The sequence below is a fragment of the Phycicoccus duodecadis genome, assembly GCF_002846495.1.
GTDB lineage: Bacteria > Actinomycetota > Actinomycetes > Actinomycetales > Dermatophilaceae > Phycicoccus > Phycicoccus duodecadis.
The window spans coordinates 527661-543787 of record NZ_PJNE01000001.1 but is presented as its reverse complement, the minus strand read 5'-3'; the positions used below and the strand labels follow the sequence as shown (position 1 = coordinate 543787).

General features: G+C 75.1%; 14 protein-coding genes and 1 riboswitch. Of the genes, 10 read left to right on the top strand and 4 right to left on the bottom strand.

Going from position 1 to position 16127, the window contains the following annotated elements; genetic code table 11:
- Positions 1-76 precede the first annotated feature (76 nt).
- The 3 genes from ATL31_RS02515 (at position 77) to ATL31_RS02505 (ending at position 2367) form a co-directional block, all read left to right on the top strand.
- Complete coding sequence (locus ATL31_RS02515) at positions 77-766, top strand: SprT-like domain-containing protein (protein WP_101394386.1); 690 nt, start codon at positions 77-79, stop codon at positions 764-766.
- 57 nt (positions 767-823) lie between these two features.
- Positions 824-1801: a patatin-like phospholipase family protein gene (locus tag ATL31_RS02510; protein ID WP_101394385.1), complete on the top strand. Its 978-nt coding sequence runs from the start codon at positions 824-826 to the stop codon at positions 1799-1801.
- Between the two features lie 92 nt (positions 1802-1893).
- Complete coding sequence (locus tag ATL31_RS02505) at positions 1894-2367, top strand: hypothetical protein (protein WP_101394384.1); 474 nt, start codon at positions 1894-1896, stop codon at positions 2365-2367.
- A 62-nt stretch (positions 2368-2429) separates the two neighbouring features.
- Here the strand turns inward: ATL31_RS02505 and ATL31_RS02500 are convergent, their stop codons facing one another.
- A complete protein-coding gene (locus ATL31_RS02500; RefSeq protein ID WP_101394383.1) occupies positions 2430-3338 on the bottom strand; it encodes an alpha/beta fold hydrolase in 909 nt (302 codons plus the stop codon).
- Positions 3339-3536: 198 nt separating this feature from the next.
- Here ATL31_RS02500 and ATL31_RS02495 point away from each other — a divergent pair, with 198 nt between their 5' ends.
- Both ATL31_RS02495 and ATL31_RS02490 read left to right on the top strand, forming a co-directional pair.
- Complete coding sequence (locus tag ATL31_RS02495) at positions 3537-3899, top strand: hypothetical protein (RefSeq protein ID WP_101394382.1); 363 nt, start codon at positions 3537-3539, stop codon at positions 3897-3899.
- A complete protein-coding gene (locus ATL31_RS02490; RefSeq protein WP_101394381.1) occupies positions 3892-4350 on the top strand; it encodes a hypothetical protein in 459 nt (152 codons plus the stop codon). The genes ATL31_RS02495 and ATL31_RS02490 overlap by 8 nt, the downstream gene beginning before the upstream one ends.
- Before the next feature lie 27 nt (positions 4351-4377).
- Here ATL31_RS02490 and ATL31_RS02485 read toward each other — a convergent pair whose 3' ends face one another.
- Both ATL31_RS02485 and mgrA read right to left on the bottom strand, forming a co-directional pair.
- Positions 4378-4812 carry a nitroreductase family deazaflavin-dependent oxidoreductase gene (locus ATL31_RS02485; RefSeq protein WP_101394380.1) on the bottom strand — a complete coding sequence of 145 codons (435 nt, stop codon included), beginning with the start codon at positions 4810-4812 and terminating at the stop codon, positions 4378-4380.
- A 46-nt stretch (positions 4813-4858) separates the two neighbouring features.
- A complete protein-coding gene (gene mgrA / locus ATL31_RS02480; protein ID WP_101394379.1) occupies positions 4859-5905 on the bottom strand; it encodes an L-glyceraldehyde 3-phosphate reductase in 1047 nt (348 codons plus the stop codon).
- Between the two features lie 237 nt (positions 5906-6142).
- Positions 6143-6255: riboswitch (SAM riboswitch) on the top strand.
- A gap of 82 nt (positions 6256-6337) precedes the next feature.
- Here mgrA and ATL31_RS02475 point away from each other — a divergent pair.
- From ATL31_RS02475 to ATL31_RS02455, 5 genes are all read left to right on the top strand, one after another.
- The gene (locus ATL31_RS02475) at positions 6338-7711 is read left to right on the top strand and encodes a bifunctional o-acetylhomoserine/o-acetylserine sulfhydrylase (RefSeq protein WP_101394378.1); all 1374 of its coding nucleotides are present in this window, start codon (positions 6338-6340) and stop codon (positions 7709-7711) included.
- 115 nt (positions 7712-7826) lie between these two features.
- Positions 7827-8114 carry a hypothetical protein gene (locus tag ATL31_RS02470; protein WP_101394377.1) on the top strand — a complete coding sequence of 96 codons (288 nt, stop codon included), beginning with the start codon at positions 7827-7829 and terminating at the stop codon, positions 8112-8114.
- Positions 8111-9343, top strand: a complete 1233-nt coding sequence (locus ATL31_RS02465) for a hypothetical protein (protein WP_143598282.1) — start codon at positions 8111-8113, stop codon at positions 9341-9343. The genes ATL31_RS02470 and ATL31_RS02465 overlap by 4 nt, the downstream gene beginning before the upstream one ends.
- A gap of 171 nt (positions 9344-9514) precedes the next feature.
- Positions 9515-13351, top strand: a complete 3837-nt coding sequence (gene hrpA, locus ATL31_RS02460; RefSeq protein ID WP_101394375.1) for an ATP-dependent RNA helicase HrpA — start codon at positions 9515-9517, stop codon at positions 13349-13351.
- 76 nt (positions 13352-13427) lie between these two features.
- On the top strand, positions 13428-14342 hold the full coding sequence (locus tag ATL31_RS02455; protein ID WP_101394374.1) for a PAC2 family protein: 915 nt from the start codon (positions 13428-13430) through the stop codon (positions 14340-14342).
- Between the two features lie 36 nt (positions 14343-14378).
- Here ATL31_RS02455 and ATL31_RS02450 read toward each other — a convergent pair whose 3' ends face one another.
- Positions 14379-16076, bottom strand: a complete 1698-nt coding sequence (locus ATL31_RS02450; protein ID WP_342749456.1) for a DNA polymerase — start codon at positions 16074-16076, stop codon at positions 14379-14381.
- Positions 16077-16127 lie beyond the last annotated feature (51 nt).

The following is a 16127-nucleotide window of genomic DNA, read 5'->3' as shown; positions in this document are numbered from 1 at the left end:
TGTCGGTGCCGCTGCCTACCGTGGGGTGCAGATCGACGGGCCGGTCCCGTCACCGAGACGGCGGAGGGATCGCGCGGTGGAGGTCCAGCACGCACTGGCGATGGGGCGTCGCCTGCTCACCGAGCACGGCCTCGAGGGGTGGACGGTCGTCGCCGACCGCGCCAAGACCCGGGCCGGCGTGTGCCGCTTCGGCCCCCGCCAGATCGGCATCAGCGGCCCGCTCACGCGGTTGCACTCCGAGGACGAGGTCCGCGACACCCTGCTGCACGAGATCGCGCACGCGCTCGTCGGCCCCCGGCACGGCCACGACGCCGTGTGGCGTGCCACCGCCGTCCGCATCGGCTGCAGTGGCGAGCGGTGTGTCTCGCCCGATGCCCCACGCGTCCCCGGCGACTGGGTGGGCCGTTGCCCGGCGGGGCACGAGCGCACCCGGCACCGCGCCCCCACCCGGCTGATGTCATGCGGGCGCTGCTCGCGTCGCTTCGACGGCCGGTACCTGTTCTCGTGGAGCTACCGCGGGCGGCCGGCGTCGCTGCCGCCGTCGTACCAGGCCGAGCTCGCGGCGCTGCGCCTCGGCGCGGTGCGCTCGCGGGGGGTCGTGCAGCCGGGGCTGGGCGACCTGGTGGAGGTCGTCGACGGTCCGTGGAGCGGACACTGCGGCGAGGTCGAGCTCGTCGGCGCCGCGCGCTGCCAGGTTCGCGTCGGCGACGACCTGGTCAGCGTGCCGATCGAGGCCGTTCGGGCGGCGGAGTCCGGGGCGGCGTGAGCACCCTCACGCGCCGAGGGTTCGTCGGCGTCCGAGGCCCCGGCGGACAATCGACGCGTGAGTGACGTGACCGACGAGAGCGCCACGGCGGGGCCGGCCGACCTCGGGGTTGCCGGCTTCCAAGCGGCCCCGGGGGAGACCGAGCCGACCCACTACGTCGACGGTGGCTCGCGCGTCTACGCCGACTGGCAGCCGCCGGACGTCACCCTCGAGCGCGCCCTGGTGTTGGCCGGCGGCGGCGTCACCGGCATCGCGTGGGAGGCCGGCGTCGTCCTCGGTCTGCGCGACGAAGGGGTCGACGTCCGGAGCGCCGATACGATGATCGGCACCTCGGCGGGCTCGATGGTCGCGGCTCACCTGCGGCTGGGCACCGACGAGGAGGCGTTCGAGCTCGTGCGCCGCGGCGTCCCGATGACCGAGGTGGGCAGGCTCGGCCCGTCCGATGCCGCCCGCTACCTGCGTGCGCAGATGACCCGCGACCACCGCGGCGGCCGTGCGCTGGTCGGCCGGGCCGCCCTCGACGCCCGCACCGCCACCGAGGAGCAGTGGCTCGACACGGTCGGGTTCGAGCTCGTCGGGCGGCAGTGGCCGGCCGCCCGGCTCCTCATCACCGCCGTCGACACCGAGACCGGCACCTCGGTGGTGTTCGACGGCTCCGGTGACGTCCCGCTCGAGCGGGCGGTCGCGGCCAGCTGCGCGGTCCCGGGGGTCTTCCCGGCGGTCGAGATCGCGGGGCGCCGCTACGTCGACGGAGGCTTGCGCAGCATCGCCAACGTCGACCTCGCCGCCGGGCACGCGCGTGTCCTGGTCCTCGCGCCCTACCCGGTGGGGGCCGGCGTCCGCGAGCTCCCGCGGGTGCAGGCGTGGGCGCTGCGTCCGCGCAGCCGCAGCCACGTGGTCGTCCCCGATGCCCGCGACCTGTGGGCCATGGGCGCCAACCCACTCGACACCACCCGCGGCGCGACCACCCTCGAGCGTGCCCGTGAGCACGGACGCCGGATCTCGGCCCGTGTCCGCGACCTCTGGGAGGGCTGAGCCGCCGGTCCGGCGCGGGTATCAGCCCGGGCGGGTGGCCCTCCTGAGCACTGACGCATCCCCCGTGCGTCGTGCCCGACCCGGAGGACCCGATGTCCACCCTCGACCCGCTGCTGATCCGGCTTCCCACGTCCTGGCCGCTGCCGGTCGTCGCGACCCTCGCGATGGTCGCACTGGCCGCCCTCGACCTCCTCGGCGCCGTGGCGGCCAAGACCTGGGCGCAGGACGGCAGCCGCTGGGCCCTGGCCGCGGGTGCCGCGATCTTCGTGGTGCTCTTCTGGGTCTACGCCTCGGCGCTGCAGTACGCCGAGCTGGCCGTGGTCACCATGGGCTGGATCGTGCTGCTGCAGGTGGGGATCATCGTCGTCGACCGCGTGCACTTCGGCGCGACGCTGCCGGCCGGCAAGCTGCTGGCCGTCGTCGTCATCCTGGTCGCCCAGGGGTACCTGATGCTGGCGCCTGACCCGACGCCGGCCCACGCGCGGGTCCCCGACGGCCGTCCGCCCGCGACCGCCGCCCCGGCCCCGGTCGCGTCCACCGTGTCCGTGAACCCCGCCAGGCGGTGACGCTGCGGGTCGGGACAGGCGTGGGTCGGGACAGGTGCTCGTCGCAACAGTGGCGCGTCAGGTCAGGCGCGGGCCGGGTCCACGGCGTGGGCCCGCGCGGCGTTGCGCACGATGGCCTCGACGATCTCGGCCCGCCGCGGCCGCGGCAGGTCGTGACCCATGTCGGGGAACATCAGCAGCCGCGAGCCCGGCACGGCCTGCGCGGTCGCGATGCCGCCGCTCGGCACCACGAGCCGGTCGGCCAGCCCGTGCACGACGAGCGTGGGCACGGTCACCTCGCGCAGGCCTGCGGTGCGGTCGGGGCTCGCCAGGATGGCCAGCAGCTGGCGCACCGTACCGAGGGGGTTCACGCTGCGCGCGACCGCCTGGCGCACCTGCACCTCGATCTCGTCGGCGTCGAACAGCGGCCCGGCGATGACCCGCCAGCTCTCGACGCCCAGCCGCACGGCCTCCTCCTCGTCGGTGGGCCGCGGCGTGGTGAACGACATCGCCATCGTCGGCAGCAGGCGGGGCGAGACGCGCCCGGCCTTGCGGTTGCCGGTGTTGGACATGATCGAGACCAGCGAGCGCACCCGGGCGGGATGGTCGATGGTCAGCTGCTGCGCGATCATCCCGCCCATCGACACCCCGACGACGTGGGCGACGTCGACCTCGAGGTGGTCGAGCAGCGCGACGGCGTCCGACGCCATGTCGGCGATCAGGTAGTCGGGGCGCGCGGCCCGGCGGTGCACGAACGCCCGCATCACCTCGCTGCGGCGCGGCGGCGGGCCCGGAGTGCGCGAGGAGAGCCCGATGTCGCGGTTGTCGAGCCGGATGACGCGGAACCCCGCGGCGGCCAGCCCGTCGACGACCTCGGCCGGCCACGCGACCAGCTGGGTCCCGAGGCCCATCAGCAGCAGCATGGGCTCGCCGTCGTCCGGCCCGTCGATCTCGTACGCGATCTCGATGTCCCCCAGCGGTGCGGTTGCCATGGCCGCAGTCTCGCACCCGGCACCTGCCCCGGATGCGGGCGCCCGGCGGGACTCCGGCAGCCGACGCGAGGTGGAGCGGTGGTAGCCGACGCGAGGTGTAACAGGGGATGGCCGATCGGGCCACCATCCTCGGTCGTGCGGCCCCCGTGTCGAAGCCCCCGGCCGCGGCGCGCCGTCCGCCTCGTTAGGGTGTGGCCCGTGATCGAGCCCCTGACGTACGCGGTCGTCGGCCTGTCCGGCATCCTCTGCGTCCTGGCCGTGGTCTACGCCGCCCGGGACCGGCTGATCGACGACCTGCTCCTCGCCATCACCGGCCTGGTCGAGCTCGGCCTGGTGGTGCTGCTCGTCGGCGGCCTCGTCGGCCTCGACCACATCACCGACGGCGCCGAGCGCGCGACCTTCGTCGCCTACCTGGTCAGCCTCCCCGTCATCCTCGTCGGCACGGCGTTCCTGGCGATCAAGGAGAAGTCGCGATGGGCCATGGGCTCCATCGCGGTGGGCGCCTTCGCGGTCGCCGTCATGAGCGCCCGCCTCCTGCAGATCTGGAACTTCTATGGCTGACACCTCACGCCGCGCCCTCGGAGGGCCCGGGGTCATCCTCGTCGTCGTGTACGGCGTCCTCGCGCTCGCCGCCACCGGCCGCTCGGTGCTGCAGATCAGCGAGTACTTCGAGCGCGCCCCGCTGGCGTACCTGCTGTCGGCGTTCGCGGCCGTCGTCTACATCCTCGCCACCTGGTGCCTCGCCAAGGGCGGACGGTGGGTGCGGGTGGGTGTCGTGGCCTGCACCGTCGAGCTCGTCGGCGTCCTGGTCGTGGGCCTCGCCTCGTACCTGGACCGGGCCGCGTTCCCCGACAAGACCGTCTGGTCGCACTTCGGCCAGGGCTACGGCTTCGTCCCCCTCGTGCTCCCGGTGCTGGGCCTGCTGTGGTTCCGCAAGGTCGAGCGGGACGCCGCCCCGGCCGGACGCCCCACGCACGACGACGGCGCCGGCCCCACCGCGCCCGAGGGCTGAGCAGGACCGGCGCCGCCGGCGGAGGGGTCAGCCGTCGCTGGGCTCGAGGACCAGCACCGGGATGAGCCGGTCGGTCTTCTCCTGGTACTCGGCGTACGGCGGGTACGCCGCGACGCAGCGCTCCCACCACTGGGCGCGCTCCTCGCCGGTGATCTCGCGGGCCACGGCCGGCCAGGAGCGGGTGCCGTCCTGCAGGGTGATCTTCGGGTCGGCCTGGAGGTTGGCGTACCAGAGGGGGTGCTCGGGGGCGCCCCCCTTGCTCGCCACGGCGGCGTAGACCCCGTCGTGCTCGACCCGCATCAGCGGCACCTTGCGGACGGCCCCGGTCTTGGCGCCGCGCATCGTCAGCATCACGACCGGGCGGTCCATGACGCTGACCGAGCGGGTGTCGCCGGTGGCGTCGATCTTCTCGACCTGCTCGCGGACCCACGTCGAAGGGCTGGGGATGTAGTCGTCGCTCATGTCGTGCTCAACCCCTGGTGGCGCCGGTGTCTTCCCCGGCGCGGCGTCAGTGGTCGCTCGAGGTCTTCCAGAGGTTGATGCCGGCGTCGACCGCGTGCTTGTCGATCTTGGCCAGCTCGGCCTCGGTGAAGTCGAGGTTCTTGACCGCGTCCAGGCTGTCGTCGAGCTGGGCGACCGAGGACGCGCCGATGAGGACGGACGTGACCCGCGGGTCGCGCAGGGCCCAGGCCAGCGCCATCTGGGCGAGGGACTGCCCGCGGCCCTTGGCCATCCGGTCGAGCGCCCGCACGTGCTTCAGCGAGGTCTCGGAGAGCAGGCTCGGGTCGAGCGACTTGCCCTGTGCGGCACGCGAACCCTCGGGGATGCCCTTGAGGTACTTGTTGGTCAGCATCCCCTGGGCCAGCGGCGAGAACGCGATGCAGCCCACGCCCTCGACCCCGAGCACGTCGAGCAGGTCCTCCTCGATCCAGCGGTTGAGCATCGAGTAGGACGGCTGGTGGATGAGCAGGGGCGTGCCGAGCGAGCGCAGGATCTCGACCGCCTCGCGGGTGCGCGGGCCCGAGTACGACGAGATGCCGACGTAGAGGGCCTTGCCGGCGCGGACCAGCGAGTCGAGCGCGCCCATCGTCTCCTCGAGGGGCGTGGTCTCGTCGAAGCGGTGGCTGTAGAAGATGTCGACGTAGTCGAGCCCCATCCGCTGCAGCGACTGGTCGCAGGACGCGGTGATGTACTTCCGGCTGCCGCCGCCCTGGCCGTAGGGGCCGGGCCACATGTCGTAGCCGGCCTTGGAGCTGATGACGAGCTCGTCGCGGTAGGGCCGGAAGTCGCGCGCGAAGATGGTGCCGAAGTTGCGCTCGGCGCTGCCGTAGGGCGGCCCGTAGTTGTTGGCGAGGTCGAAGTGGGTGACACCGCGGTCGAACGCCCGGCGCAGGGTGGCCTGGGCGCGCTCCAGCGGGACGTCGTCGCCGAAGTTGTGCCACAGGCCGAGGGAGATCGCGGGCAGGTCGAGCCCCGACCGGCCGGTGCGGCGGTACGGCATCCCGGCGCGGTAACGGCCCGGGGCCGCCTGGTACTCGTCAACGTGGAAGGTCATGGGCCCATCCTGTCGGATCACGGGGTGGCGCGGTGCCGGGTGAGGCGCGCCGGCCACGGCTCGAGACACGAGCTGAGCCACCAGACCCCGCCTGCCAGGTCGTGTCCGGTGACCTTTTCGGGGTCACCCCGAAAAGGTGGGAGGGAGGTCGGGCGGGCGGGGCGTGCCGGGTCGCGCGTGACCGGGGAGTGAGACGTCGCTCCGGCCGGAGGGGCTCGACCGGTTACCGTGGAGCCAGGTCATGAGTGCCAGCGTCAAGCCCCGGCTCGCTGGCCGGCAACCCTCCTCCGCGGTGGGGTGCCCCGGGTGAGGACCAGGCGAGCGACATCCGTCGCTCGCAAGCGCGGGAGACCTCCCGGTACCCCCGCCGAGCACACGTCCGCGTGCGTTCGGCCTGCTCGGCCGTCGCACCTCACGAGTTTGGAGCGAGACATGTCCGACCCGTCCCAGTGGGGCTTCGAGACCCGCCAGGTCCACGCCGGCCAGCAGCCCGACACCGCCACCGGTGCCCGAGCCCTGCCGATCTACCAGACGACCTCGTTCGTCTTCAACGACACCGCCCACGCCGAGAACCTGTTCGCGCTCAGGGAGTTCGGCAACATCTACACGCGCATCATGAACCCGACCCAGGACGCCGTCGAGCAGCGCATCGCCGCGCTCGAGGGTGGCGTCGGGGCGCTGCTGGTGGCGTCCGGCCAGGCCGCCACGACGCTCGGCCTGCTCAACCTCGCCGAGGCCGGCGACCACATCGTCTCCAGCGCAGCCCTCTACGGCGGCACGGTCAACCTGCTGAAGCACACCTTCGCCAAGCTGGGCATCGAGGTCACCTTCGTCGAGGACCACACCGACCCGCAGGCCTGGCGGGCGGCGGTGCGCCCCAACACCAAGGCCTTCTTCGGCGAGACGATCGCCAACCCCAAGGCCGAGGTGCTCGACATCGAGGCCGTGGCGGCGGTGGCGCACGAGGCCGGGGTGCCGCTGGTGGTCGACAACACCATCGCGACGCCCTACCTGGTCCGCCCGCTCGAGTGGGGCGCCGACGTGGTCATCCACTCGGCCACCAAGTACCTCGGCGGGCACGGCACCTCGATCGCCGGTGTGATCGTCGACGGAGGGACCTTCGACTACACCCGGGACCCCGAGCGCTTCCCGAGCTACAACACCCCCGACGAGAGCTACCACGGGCTGCGCTTCGGCCCCGACCTCGGTGTGGGCAGCCCCTTCGGCGCGAACCTGTCCTACATCCTCAAGGCGCGCGTGCAGCTGCTGCGCGACCTCGGCGCGGCGGTCAGCCCGTTCAACGCCTTCCTCATCGCGCAGGGTGTCGAGACCCTGAGCCTCCGCGTCGAGCGGCACATCGCCAACGCGCGCCGGGTGGCCGAGTACCTCGAGGCGCATCCGCAGGTCGAGGTCGTGCGCTGGGCCTCGCTGGACTCCAGCCCGGGCAAGGCCCTCGCCGACAAGTACGCCCCGCGCGGGGCGGGCGCGGTGCTGGCCTTCGAGATCCGCGGCGGCGTCGAGGCCGGGCGCCGGTTCGTCGAGGGCCTGTCGCTGCACAGCCACGTCGCCAACATCGGTGACGTGCGCTCGCTCGCCATCCACCCGGCGTCGACCACGCACAGCCAGGGCGCGGACGAGACCCGCCTCGCCGCCGGTGTCACGCCCGGGCTGGTGCGCCTCGCGGTCGGCATCGAGACCATCGACGACATCCTGGCCGACCTCGACGCCGGCTTCGCCGCGGCCCTCGGGGGTGGCACCGGGGACGCCAGCGACATCGCACCCGAGCTGGTCGGGTCCGACGCCTGACCGCGCCCGCCCGCGTCGACGGGGCCCGGTCACCCGAGGGGGAGGCCGGGCCCCGTCGGGTGCGGGCTGTGGATAAGTCCGAGGGCCGGTGGGTGCGCCGACCTAGCGTGGTCACATGACGAGCTACCGGGTGGATGCGGGCACGGTCCTCGGCGTCGGGGCGGGTCTGGCCGACCTCGCCGAGGGGCTGGCGCTCATGGGTGACCCCTCGGCCGACCGCTGGGCCTTCGGGCCCACGGCGACCGGGGCCGCGCTCGAGGAGCTGCTCCGCGGCTGGCGGCACGCCCGGCTCGGGCTGGCCGAGGCCCTGGCCGGCCTGGGGGAGGCCGCGGCCGGTGCCGGCGGCCTCTACCTCGACACCGAGGCGGGGCTGGCGCGGCAGCTGGGGGGAGGCGCGACATGAGCGCCCCGACCGTCGCGGGCGGATGGGGTATGGGGTTGGCACCGGTCGCCGGCAGTGCCGCGGGCGTGCGAGCGGTGGCGGCTGCGGTCGAGGCGACCGGGCGGCGCCTTGCGGCTGCGGCCACCGACCTGGTGCGGCTGCGCGACGGCGCGGTGTGGGACGGGCCGGCCGGCACGGCCTTCGGCACCCGCATCGCCCAGGTGCCCACCGTGCTCGACCGGGCCGCGCGCCGGCACCTGTGCGCGGCCGCCCCGTTGCGGCACTTCGCCGACGCGCTCGAGGCCGAACAGGCGGTGGCGCAGCACGCCGCCGACGACCACGCCGACGCGTGGAGCCGCCACGCGGTGCTCGAGGACCGCGCCACGGCGTTGGTGATGGCGGGGCGCGACGAGACCTCGCCCGAGGTGATGGTGCTGCGCGCCCTCCAGCGCGACCAGCTGGCCGACGCCGCGCGGGCCCAGGCGCGCCATCGGGGCGCGCTCGACCGGCTCGAGGCCGAGGACCGGCGGTGTTCGACGGTGCTGCGCGCCCTGGCCGACGACGCGCTCGCCGACCCGCTGCTCTACCGGGGGCTGCGCGCCACGAGCTCGTTCGGCCACGGGGCCGGTGCGCTGGCCGCACTGGTGGCGCCCGCGGCGCCCCCCGCACGGCTGGTGGCGGTCGTGGGCGACGGTGTGGGGGTCGCGGCCGACGGCGCCCTGCTGCTCGGCTACGGCGAGGGCGGATGGGGCGAGCTCGCCACGGGGGCCGGGCTGGCGGCCATGGGGGTGGCCGGGCAGTCGCTGCGGGCCGGCGCCACCGCCGGCGCCGTGGTGCGGGCCGACGGGGCGGTGGTGGCCGGGGCGTCGCTGGGGGCACCGGAGCGGCTCGTGGCGGGGCTGGCGCAGACGGCGCGGGGCCGCGTCGCCGACGCCCGCCGGCTGCTCGACGTGCCTCCCGAGCGCGGCACGGCCAGCGCACTCCTCGGCGGCCCGGCGCTTCGCGGTCCCCGGGCGACCCTGGGCGGCCTCGCGGCCCGGGGGCGTCAGGCGGCCGGGGCCCGAGCGGGCCAGGTACGGCTCGAGCTCGCGTCGGCGGCGGCCGGCGGCCGGACCACGCAGCGGATGTACGCCGCCGGGGTGAGCCTCCAGGCGGGTGCCGCGGCCGGCGACCGGCTGCGGGGGAGCAGGGGGAGTGGGGGCGGCCCCAGCACGGTGGCCGACGGGGTGCGGGCCACGGCGACCGGGTGATGGACGACGTAGGGGGCGAGCGTGCGGCGGACGGACACCGGGGGATTTCCGAGGGGGCGGGCGTGGGGCTGAGCGCCACGACCCGACGCAGCCGTGACCTGCGGCCTCTCCGGGGCCGGGCGCGCCCGGCCGAAGGGGGACCGGGGGGCGACCCGACCTATCCTGGCGTCCATGCCCGCTCCGCCCACCACCGCGCTCGCGCCGGCGGAGCTGCACTATCCCGAGCACCTCCCGGTCGTCACCCGGCGCGACGACATCCTGGCCGCCATCCGCGACCACCAGGTCGTCGTCATCGCGGGCGAGACCGGCTCGGGCAAGACCACCCAGCTGCCGAAGATGTGCCTCGAGCTCGGCCGGGGCGGCGACGGGCGGCAGATCGGGCACACCCAGCCGCGCCGCATCGCCGCCCGCTCGGTGGCCGAGCGCATCGCCGAGGAGATGCACGTCGAGCTCGGTGCCCTCGTGGGCTACCAGGTGCGCTTCGGCGACCACAGCGGCGACGCCACCCGGGTCAAGGTGATGACCGACGGCATCCTGCTCTCGGAGATGCAGCGCGACCGCGACCTGCGCCGCTACGACACGATCGTCATCGACGAGGCCCACGAGCGCAGCCTCAACATCGACTTCATCCTGGGCTACCTCAAGCAGCTGCTGCCGCGCCGGCCCGACCTGAAGGTCATCGTCACCTCCGCCACGATCGACCCCGACCGCTTCGCCCGCCACTTCGGCACCGACGAGCGCGGCGAGGTGGTGCGGGAGGTGCCGGTGATCGAGGTCAGCGGGCGCACCTACCCGGTCGACGTGCGCTACCGCCCGCTGGTCGAGCTCGACGCCGACGGGCGCGACGTCGTCGAGGAGCGCGACCAGGTGACCGGGGTGGTCGAGGCCGTCGAGGAGCTGTGGACCGAGGCCCCGCCCAGCCCCGACGCCACCGACATCCTGGTGTTCTTCTCGGGCGAGCGCGAGATCCGTGACGCGGCCGACGCCCTCAACGCCCTGAAGCTGCCGAACACCGAGGTGCTCCCCCTCTTCGCCCGGCTGTCGTCGGCCGAGCAGCATCGGGTCTTCACCCGCTCCGGCGGGCGCCGCATCGTGCTCGCCACCAACGTGGCCGAGACCTCGCTGACGGTGCCGGGCATCGGGTACGTCGTCGACACCGGCACCGCGCGGATCAGCCGGTACAGCCAGCGCACCAAGGTCCAGCGGCTGCCGATCGAGCCGGTCAGCCGGGCCAGCGCCGCCCAGCGCGCGGGCCGCTGCGGCCGCGTGGCGCCGGGGGTCTGCATCCGGCTGTACTCCGAGGAGGACTTCGACAGCCGCGACGAGTTCACCGAGCCCGAGATCCAGCGCACCTCGCTGGCGTCGGTGATCCTCCAGATGACCGCGCTGGGGCTGGGCGACATCGCGCGGTTCCCGTTCGTCGACCCGCCGGACGCCCGCCAGATCGCCGACGGCGTGCGCCTCCTCGAGGAGCTCGGCGCGTTCGCCACCGACGACGGTGCGCCCGGCCGGCACCGGGGGCGGGGGCGGCGGCTGACCGCCACCGGTCGCACCCTGGCCCGGATGCCGCTCGACCCCCGCCTGGCCCGGATGGTCGTCGAGGCCGGCCGGCTCGGCTGCACCCGCGAGGTGCTGGTCCTGGTGGCGGCCCTGTCGATCCAGGACCCGCGCGAGCGGCCGGTCGACAAGGAGGCCCAGGCCGACCAGCAGCACGCCCGCTTCAAGGACGAGCGCTCGGACTTCGCGTCACTGCTGGCCCTGTGGCGCTACCTCAAGGAGCAGCAGAAAGAACTGTCGCACAGCGCCTTCCGCCGCCTCTGCAAGAACGAGTACCTGCACTACCTGCGCATCCGCGAGTGGCAGGACCTGCACGCGCAGCTGCGCCGCGCGGCCCGCTCGTCCCGGATCGACCCCGACCTCGCCACCTCCGCGAAGGACGCCGAGCCCGACTGGGACACCATCCACCAGGCGCTGCTGGCCGGGCTCCTCTCGCACGTCGGGGTCCGCGACGAGGTCAAGCGCGACTACCTCGGTGCGCGCGGGGCGCGCTTCGGCATCAGCCCCGGCTCGTCATTGTTCCGGCGCCGCCCCGAGTTCGTGATGGCCGCCGAGCTCGTCGAGACCTCGCGGCTGTGGGCCCGCACCGTCGCGGTCATCGACCCGGAGTGGGCCGAGGCAGCCGGCTCGCACGTGGTGACCCGCACGGTCAGCGAGCCGCGGTGGAGCAAGAAGGCCGGGGCGGCCGTCGCCACCGAGCGGGTCACCCTCTACGGCGTGCCGCTCGTGACCGACCGCACCATCCAGTACGCGCGCATCGACCCCGAGGCGGCCCGCGAGATCTTCGTCCGCTCGGCGCTGGTCGAGGGCGACTGGGACCCGCGGCACGAGTTCTGGGCCAAGAACCTGCGCACCCTGGCCCGGGTCGCCGAGCTCGAGGAGCGCGCCCGCCGCCGCGACATCGTCGTCGACGACGAGGTGGTGCACGCCTTCTACGACGCGCGCATCCCGCCCGACGTGGTCAGCGAGCGGCACTTCGACCGCTGGTGGCGGGGTGAGCGGCGGCGCCGCCCCGACCTGCTGACGCTCACCGAGGACGACCTCACCTCCGACGCGGGGGAGGCGGTGTCGGCCGCCGACTACCCGCGCACCTGGCGTCAGGGCGACCTGGAGCTCGACGTCACGTACCAGTTCGCGCCCGGGCAGGCGGCCGACGGCGTCACCGTGCACGTCCCGGTCACCGTGCTGAACCGGGTGACCCCCGAGGGGTTCGACTGGCAGGTGCCGGGCCTGCGCGACGAGCTCGCCGTGGCTCTCATCCGTTCGCTGCCCAAGGCCACCCGGCGGCACTTCGTCCCGGCGCCCGACCACGCGATGGCCGCCCTGCGAGCCGCCGACCCCGCCCGCGGGAGCCTGGTCGAGGAGCTGGCGCGGGTCCTGCACGAGCGCACCGGCGTGCGGCTCGACCCGGCCGAGTTCGACCTCGCCCGGGTGCCGGGGCACCTGCGCATCACCTTCTCGGTCGAACGCCCCGGTGGCCGGGTGGTGGCCACCGGCAAGGACCTCGAGGCGCTGCGCGAGCAGGCCGGGGGAGCGGTCCGCGAGGGGATGTCGCGCGCCGGCGCCTCGATCGAGCGCACCGGCCTCACCACCTGGGACGTCGGCACCGTGCCCGAGACCTTCCAGGGCCGCGTCGCCGGACAGGCGGTGGTCGGCTACCCCGCGCTGGTCGACGAGGGTGCCACCGTCGCGCTGCGGGTGCTGCCCGACCCCGGCTCGGCCGCCGCCGCCCACCGGCTGGGCGTGCGGCGCCTCCTGCTGCTCGGCACGACCGCCCCGTGGAAGCGCGTCCTGGGCCGACTGAGCAACGCCCAGAAGCTGGCCCTCGCCGACAACCCGCACGGCTCGGTGCCGGCGCTGCTCCAGGACTGCCTCGACGCCGCCGTCGACGACCTCGCGGCCGAGCACGTCACCGGCGCGGTGCGCACCCAGGAGGCCTTCGACGCCGCCCTGGCCGCGGTGCGCTCCCACGCCGCCACCCGGGTGCTCACCGTGGTCGAGGCCGTCGAGCCGGTGCTCGCCCTGGCCGCGCAGGTGCGCCGCACCCTCGCGACCCTCGAGGCCGGCGCCGCGGCGGCCTCCACCGCGGCGACCCGCGCCGACGTCGCCGCCCAGCTCGAGGGGCTGGTGCGGCCCGGCTTCGTCGCGGCCACCGGGCTGCGGCGGCTGCGCGACCTCGAGCGCTACCTGCGCGCCGCCCAGCACCGCCTCGAGCGGGCCGCCACCAACCCGCGCGAGCCGGTGCTCCAGGAGCAGGTCGACGCGGTCGAGTCCGCGTACGCCGACCTCCTCGACGCCCTGCCCCCCTCGCGGCGCCGCGCCCCCGAGGTCGCCGACCTGGCCTGGATGGTCGAGGAGCTGCGGGTCGGGCTCTTCGCGCAGGCACTCGGCACCGCGCATCCGGTCTCGGAGAAGCGGGTGCGCCGGGCCATCGACGCCGTCGAGCGGTAGGCGGCCGCCGCGGGGGAATCCGCCGCCGGCCCCGTGCGTTCCACCCGGTACGAGCACCGCGTGAAAGGCTTGCCCTGTGCAGAACCCGACCGACCTCTACCGCCTCGAGACCGACGCCGACCTGGGCACCCCCCGTCCCGGCGTCCTCATCGTCCTGCTCGGCGGCTTCATCGACGCCGGGCAGATCCAGCAGACCCTCGGTGACCACCTCCTCGAGAACGGCGACGCCGAGGTCGTGGCGTCCTTCGACGTCGACCAGCTGCTCGACTACCGCGGCCGCCGCCCGGCCATGGTCTTCGACACCAACCGCTGGCTCGAGTACGAGGACCCCTCGATGCTCCTGCACCGGCTCACCGACCGCGACGGGCAGACGTACTACCTGCTCACCGGCCCCGAGCCCGACTTCCAGTGGGAGCGCGTCGTGGAGGCCGTCCGCGAGCTGTCCGCCCGCCTCGACATCAGCATGGTCGTCACGACCCACGGCATCCCGATGGGCGTGCCGCACACCCGCCCGGTGGGGATGACCGCCCACGCCACCGACCCCGCCCTGGTGGGCGAGTCGGCCTCGCCCTTCGGCCGGGTGCAGGTGCCGGCGTCGTTCGGTGCGCTGCTCGAGCTGCGGCTCGGCGAGTCGGGCCAGGACGCCCTGGGCTTCGCCATCCACGTCCCGCACTACCTCGCCAACGCCGAGTGGGCCGAGGGGGCGCTGGCCGCGCTGAACGCGATCACCGACGCCACCGGGCTGAACCTGCCCAACGACGACCTCGTCACCCGCGCCCGGGCGAACCAGCAGGCCATCGCCTCGGAGGTCGCGGGCAGCGACGAGGCCCGGCAGGTCATCACCGCCCTCGAGCAGCAGTACGACGCGTTCGTCGAGGGCCAGCAGCGCCCCAGCCTGCTCGCCACGGAGGCCTCGCAGCTGCCGTCGGCCGAAGAGCTCGGCGCCGAGTTCGAGGACTTCCTGCGCGGCGTCAGCGACGACGAGGACTGACCCGCAGGCACCACCCCGAGCGGACGGCACGCGGGGTCAGTCCTTGGCGTCCGACCACCGCGCGATGACCGAGGTGTCGGCGACGAAGCGGACCGGCGCCCCGCCCGACCAGCGGCGCGCGGCGTCGACCAGGGCGGCGTCGACCCGCCGGGCGGCCTCCTCGGAGGCTCCCTCGGGCACGTGCAGCAGCAGCTCGTCGTGCAGGCAGAGCACGATGCCGCCGCCGAGGTCGCGGGTCGTGGCGCGCACCGTGGCGGCCCAGGCCTTGAAGAGCTCGGCGGCCGAGCCCTGGATGACGGCGTTGCGCGCGAACCGCCCGCGCGCGGCGTCGAGGGCGGGGTCGGACCCCGGTGGCTGCGCGGCCAGGAAGCGCCCGGTGGGGACGAGCCGGCCACCGTAGGTGCGCAGCGGCTCGCCTCGCCGCCCGCTCGCGTACGCGCGGTCGAGCAGCGACATGGCCACCGGGTAGGCCGCCTCGAGGCCGGCCAGGGCCTCGCCCGCGGCCCCGCTGCGCTGGCCGTACATCGCCGCCAGGACCGCGATCTTGGCCACCGGCCGCTCGACGCCGAGACGCTGCGCGACGGGGGCGTAGAGGTCGTCGGCGCGGGTGGCGGCGGCGAACGCGGCATCCCCGGAGACCACCGCCAGCACGCGGGGCTCGACCTGCCCGAGGTCGGCCCGCACGAAGCGGTACCCCGGGCCGGCGGCCACCCCGGGACGCAGCACGGCCGGCAGGTTGTGCAGCCCGTTCTCGGCCGTCATCCGCCCCGCGGCGCCGTCGCAGGCGGTCCAGCGCCCCCGCAGCCGGTCGTCGGCGCCGACGCAGGCGTCGAGCCAGCGGTAGCCGTAGGTGGTGGCGATCCGCTCGTCGCGCCGCCAGGCGAGCAGGGCCGGCACGACCGGGTGCACCTCGCGGTAGGCCTCGAGCACCCACTTGCGGGTCGAGGGCACGTCGACCCCGACGGCCGCCAGCAGCTCCTTGACCTGGGCGGGGTTGCGCAGGTCGGTGTGCTCGCGGCCCGGCACGTGGCGCAGCACCAGGGCGTCGCGAGCGGTACGGGCCCGGGCCTCGTCGGCGTCGGTGGCCGCTCGGGGGCCGGCGGCTCCGGCGACGAGCTGCTCGGTGCGGGCCCGGTCGAGGGGGAGGCCGTCGCGCTCGAGCTCGACGCACAGCAGCGCGGCCGCCGACTCCGAGACGACGGTCGCGGACAGCCGGGCCGAGACGCCCGTGGCGGCGTCGAGCTGGGCCCGTGCCACGGTGAGGACGGCGTGGGCCCACGGCTCGAGATGGGCGGGGTCCTCGAGCCAGCGGGCGTGGTCGGCGCGCAGGTAGCCCGCCCGGTCGACCAGCTCGTGGTCGGGCGGCAGGTCGGGCGCCGACACGAGGTCGAACAGGTCGCCCGCGGGCGCGGTGGGCACCCCTGCGGCCGGGAGCCCCCGGGCCAGGGCCCACACCAGCGCGGGCGGGGCATCCCATCCGCCGTGCAGGAGACGGTGGGCCTCGGTGGCGTCCCAGGCACGGGACAGGTGCACCCCGGCCGCGACGGCCTCGCGGGCGGCGTCGGCCGACCACCACACCCACCGGGGACGGTGGGCGGCCTCGACCTCGGCGACGACCTCGACCAGCGCGGCGGCGACCCCGGTGCGCACGCGGCCGTCGTGGAGCACGGCGGCCGGCCGGGCCCCGGGGCGCCCGGGGCCCGCCACGAGCACCGCGACATCGGCTCCGAGCACGGATGCAGGCTACGGGCGCGCCACGACAGGGGCCGCATCCCCGGGTGCCGA

Coding starts and splice junctions, on each gene's coding strand:
- ATL31_RS02500 (WP_101394383.1), bottom strand. CDS start 3,338: ATGGCAACCGCACCGCTGGGGGACATCGAGATCGCGTACGAGATCGAC.
- ATL31_RS02490 (WP_101394381.1), top strand. CDS start 3,892: ATGGCTGACACCTCACGCCGCGCCCTCGGAGGGCCCGGGGTCATCCTC.
- ATL31_RS02465 (WP_143598282.1), top strand. CDS start 8,111: ATGAGCGCCCCGACCGTCGCGGGCGGATGGGGTATGGGGTTGGCACCG.
- hrpA (WP_101394375.1), top strand. CDS start 9,515: ATGCCCGCTCCGCCCACCACCGCGCTCGCGCCGGCGGAGCTGCACTAT.
- mgrA (WP_101394379.1), bottom strand. CDS start 5,905: ATGACCTTCCACGTTGACGAGTACCAGGCGGCCCCGGGCCGTTACCGC.
- ATL31_RS02485 (WP_101394380.1), bottom strand. CDS start 4,812: ATGAGCGACGACTACATCCCCAGCCCTTCGACGTGGGTCCGCGAGCAG.
- ATL31_RS02505 (WP_101394384.1), top strand. CDS start 1,894: ATGTCCACCCTCGACCCGCTGCTGATCCGGCTTCCCACGTCCTGGCCG.
- ATL31_RS02470 (WP_101394377.1), top strand. CDS start 7,827: ATGACGAGCTACCGGGTGGATGCGGGCACGGTCCTCGGCGTCGGGGCG.
- ATL31_RS02475 (WP_101394378.1), top strand. CDS start 6,338: ATGTCCGACCCGTCCCAGTGGGGCTTCGAGACCCGCCAGGTCCACGCC.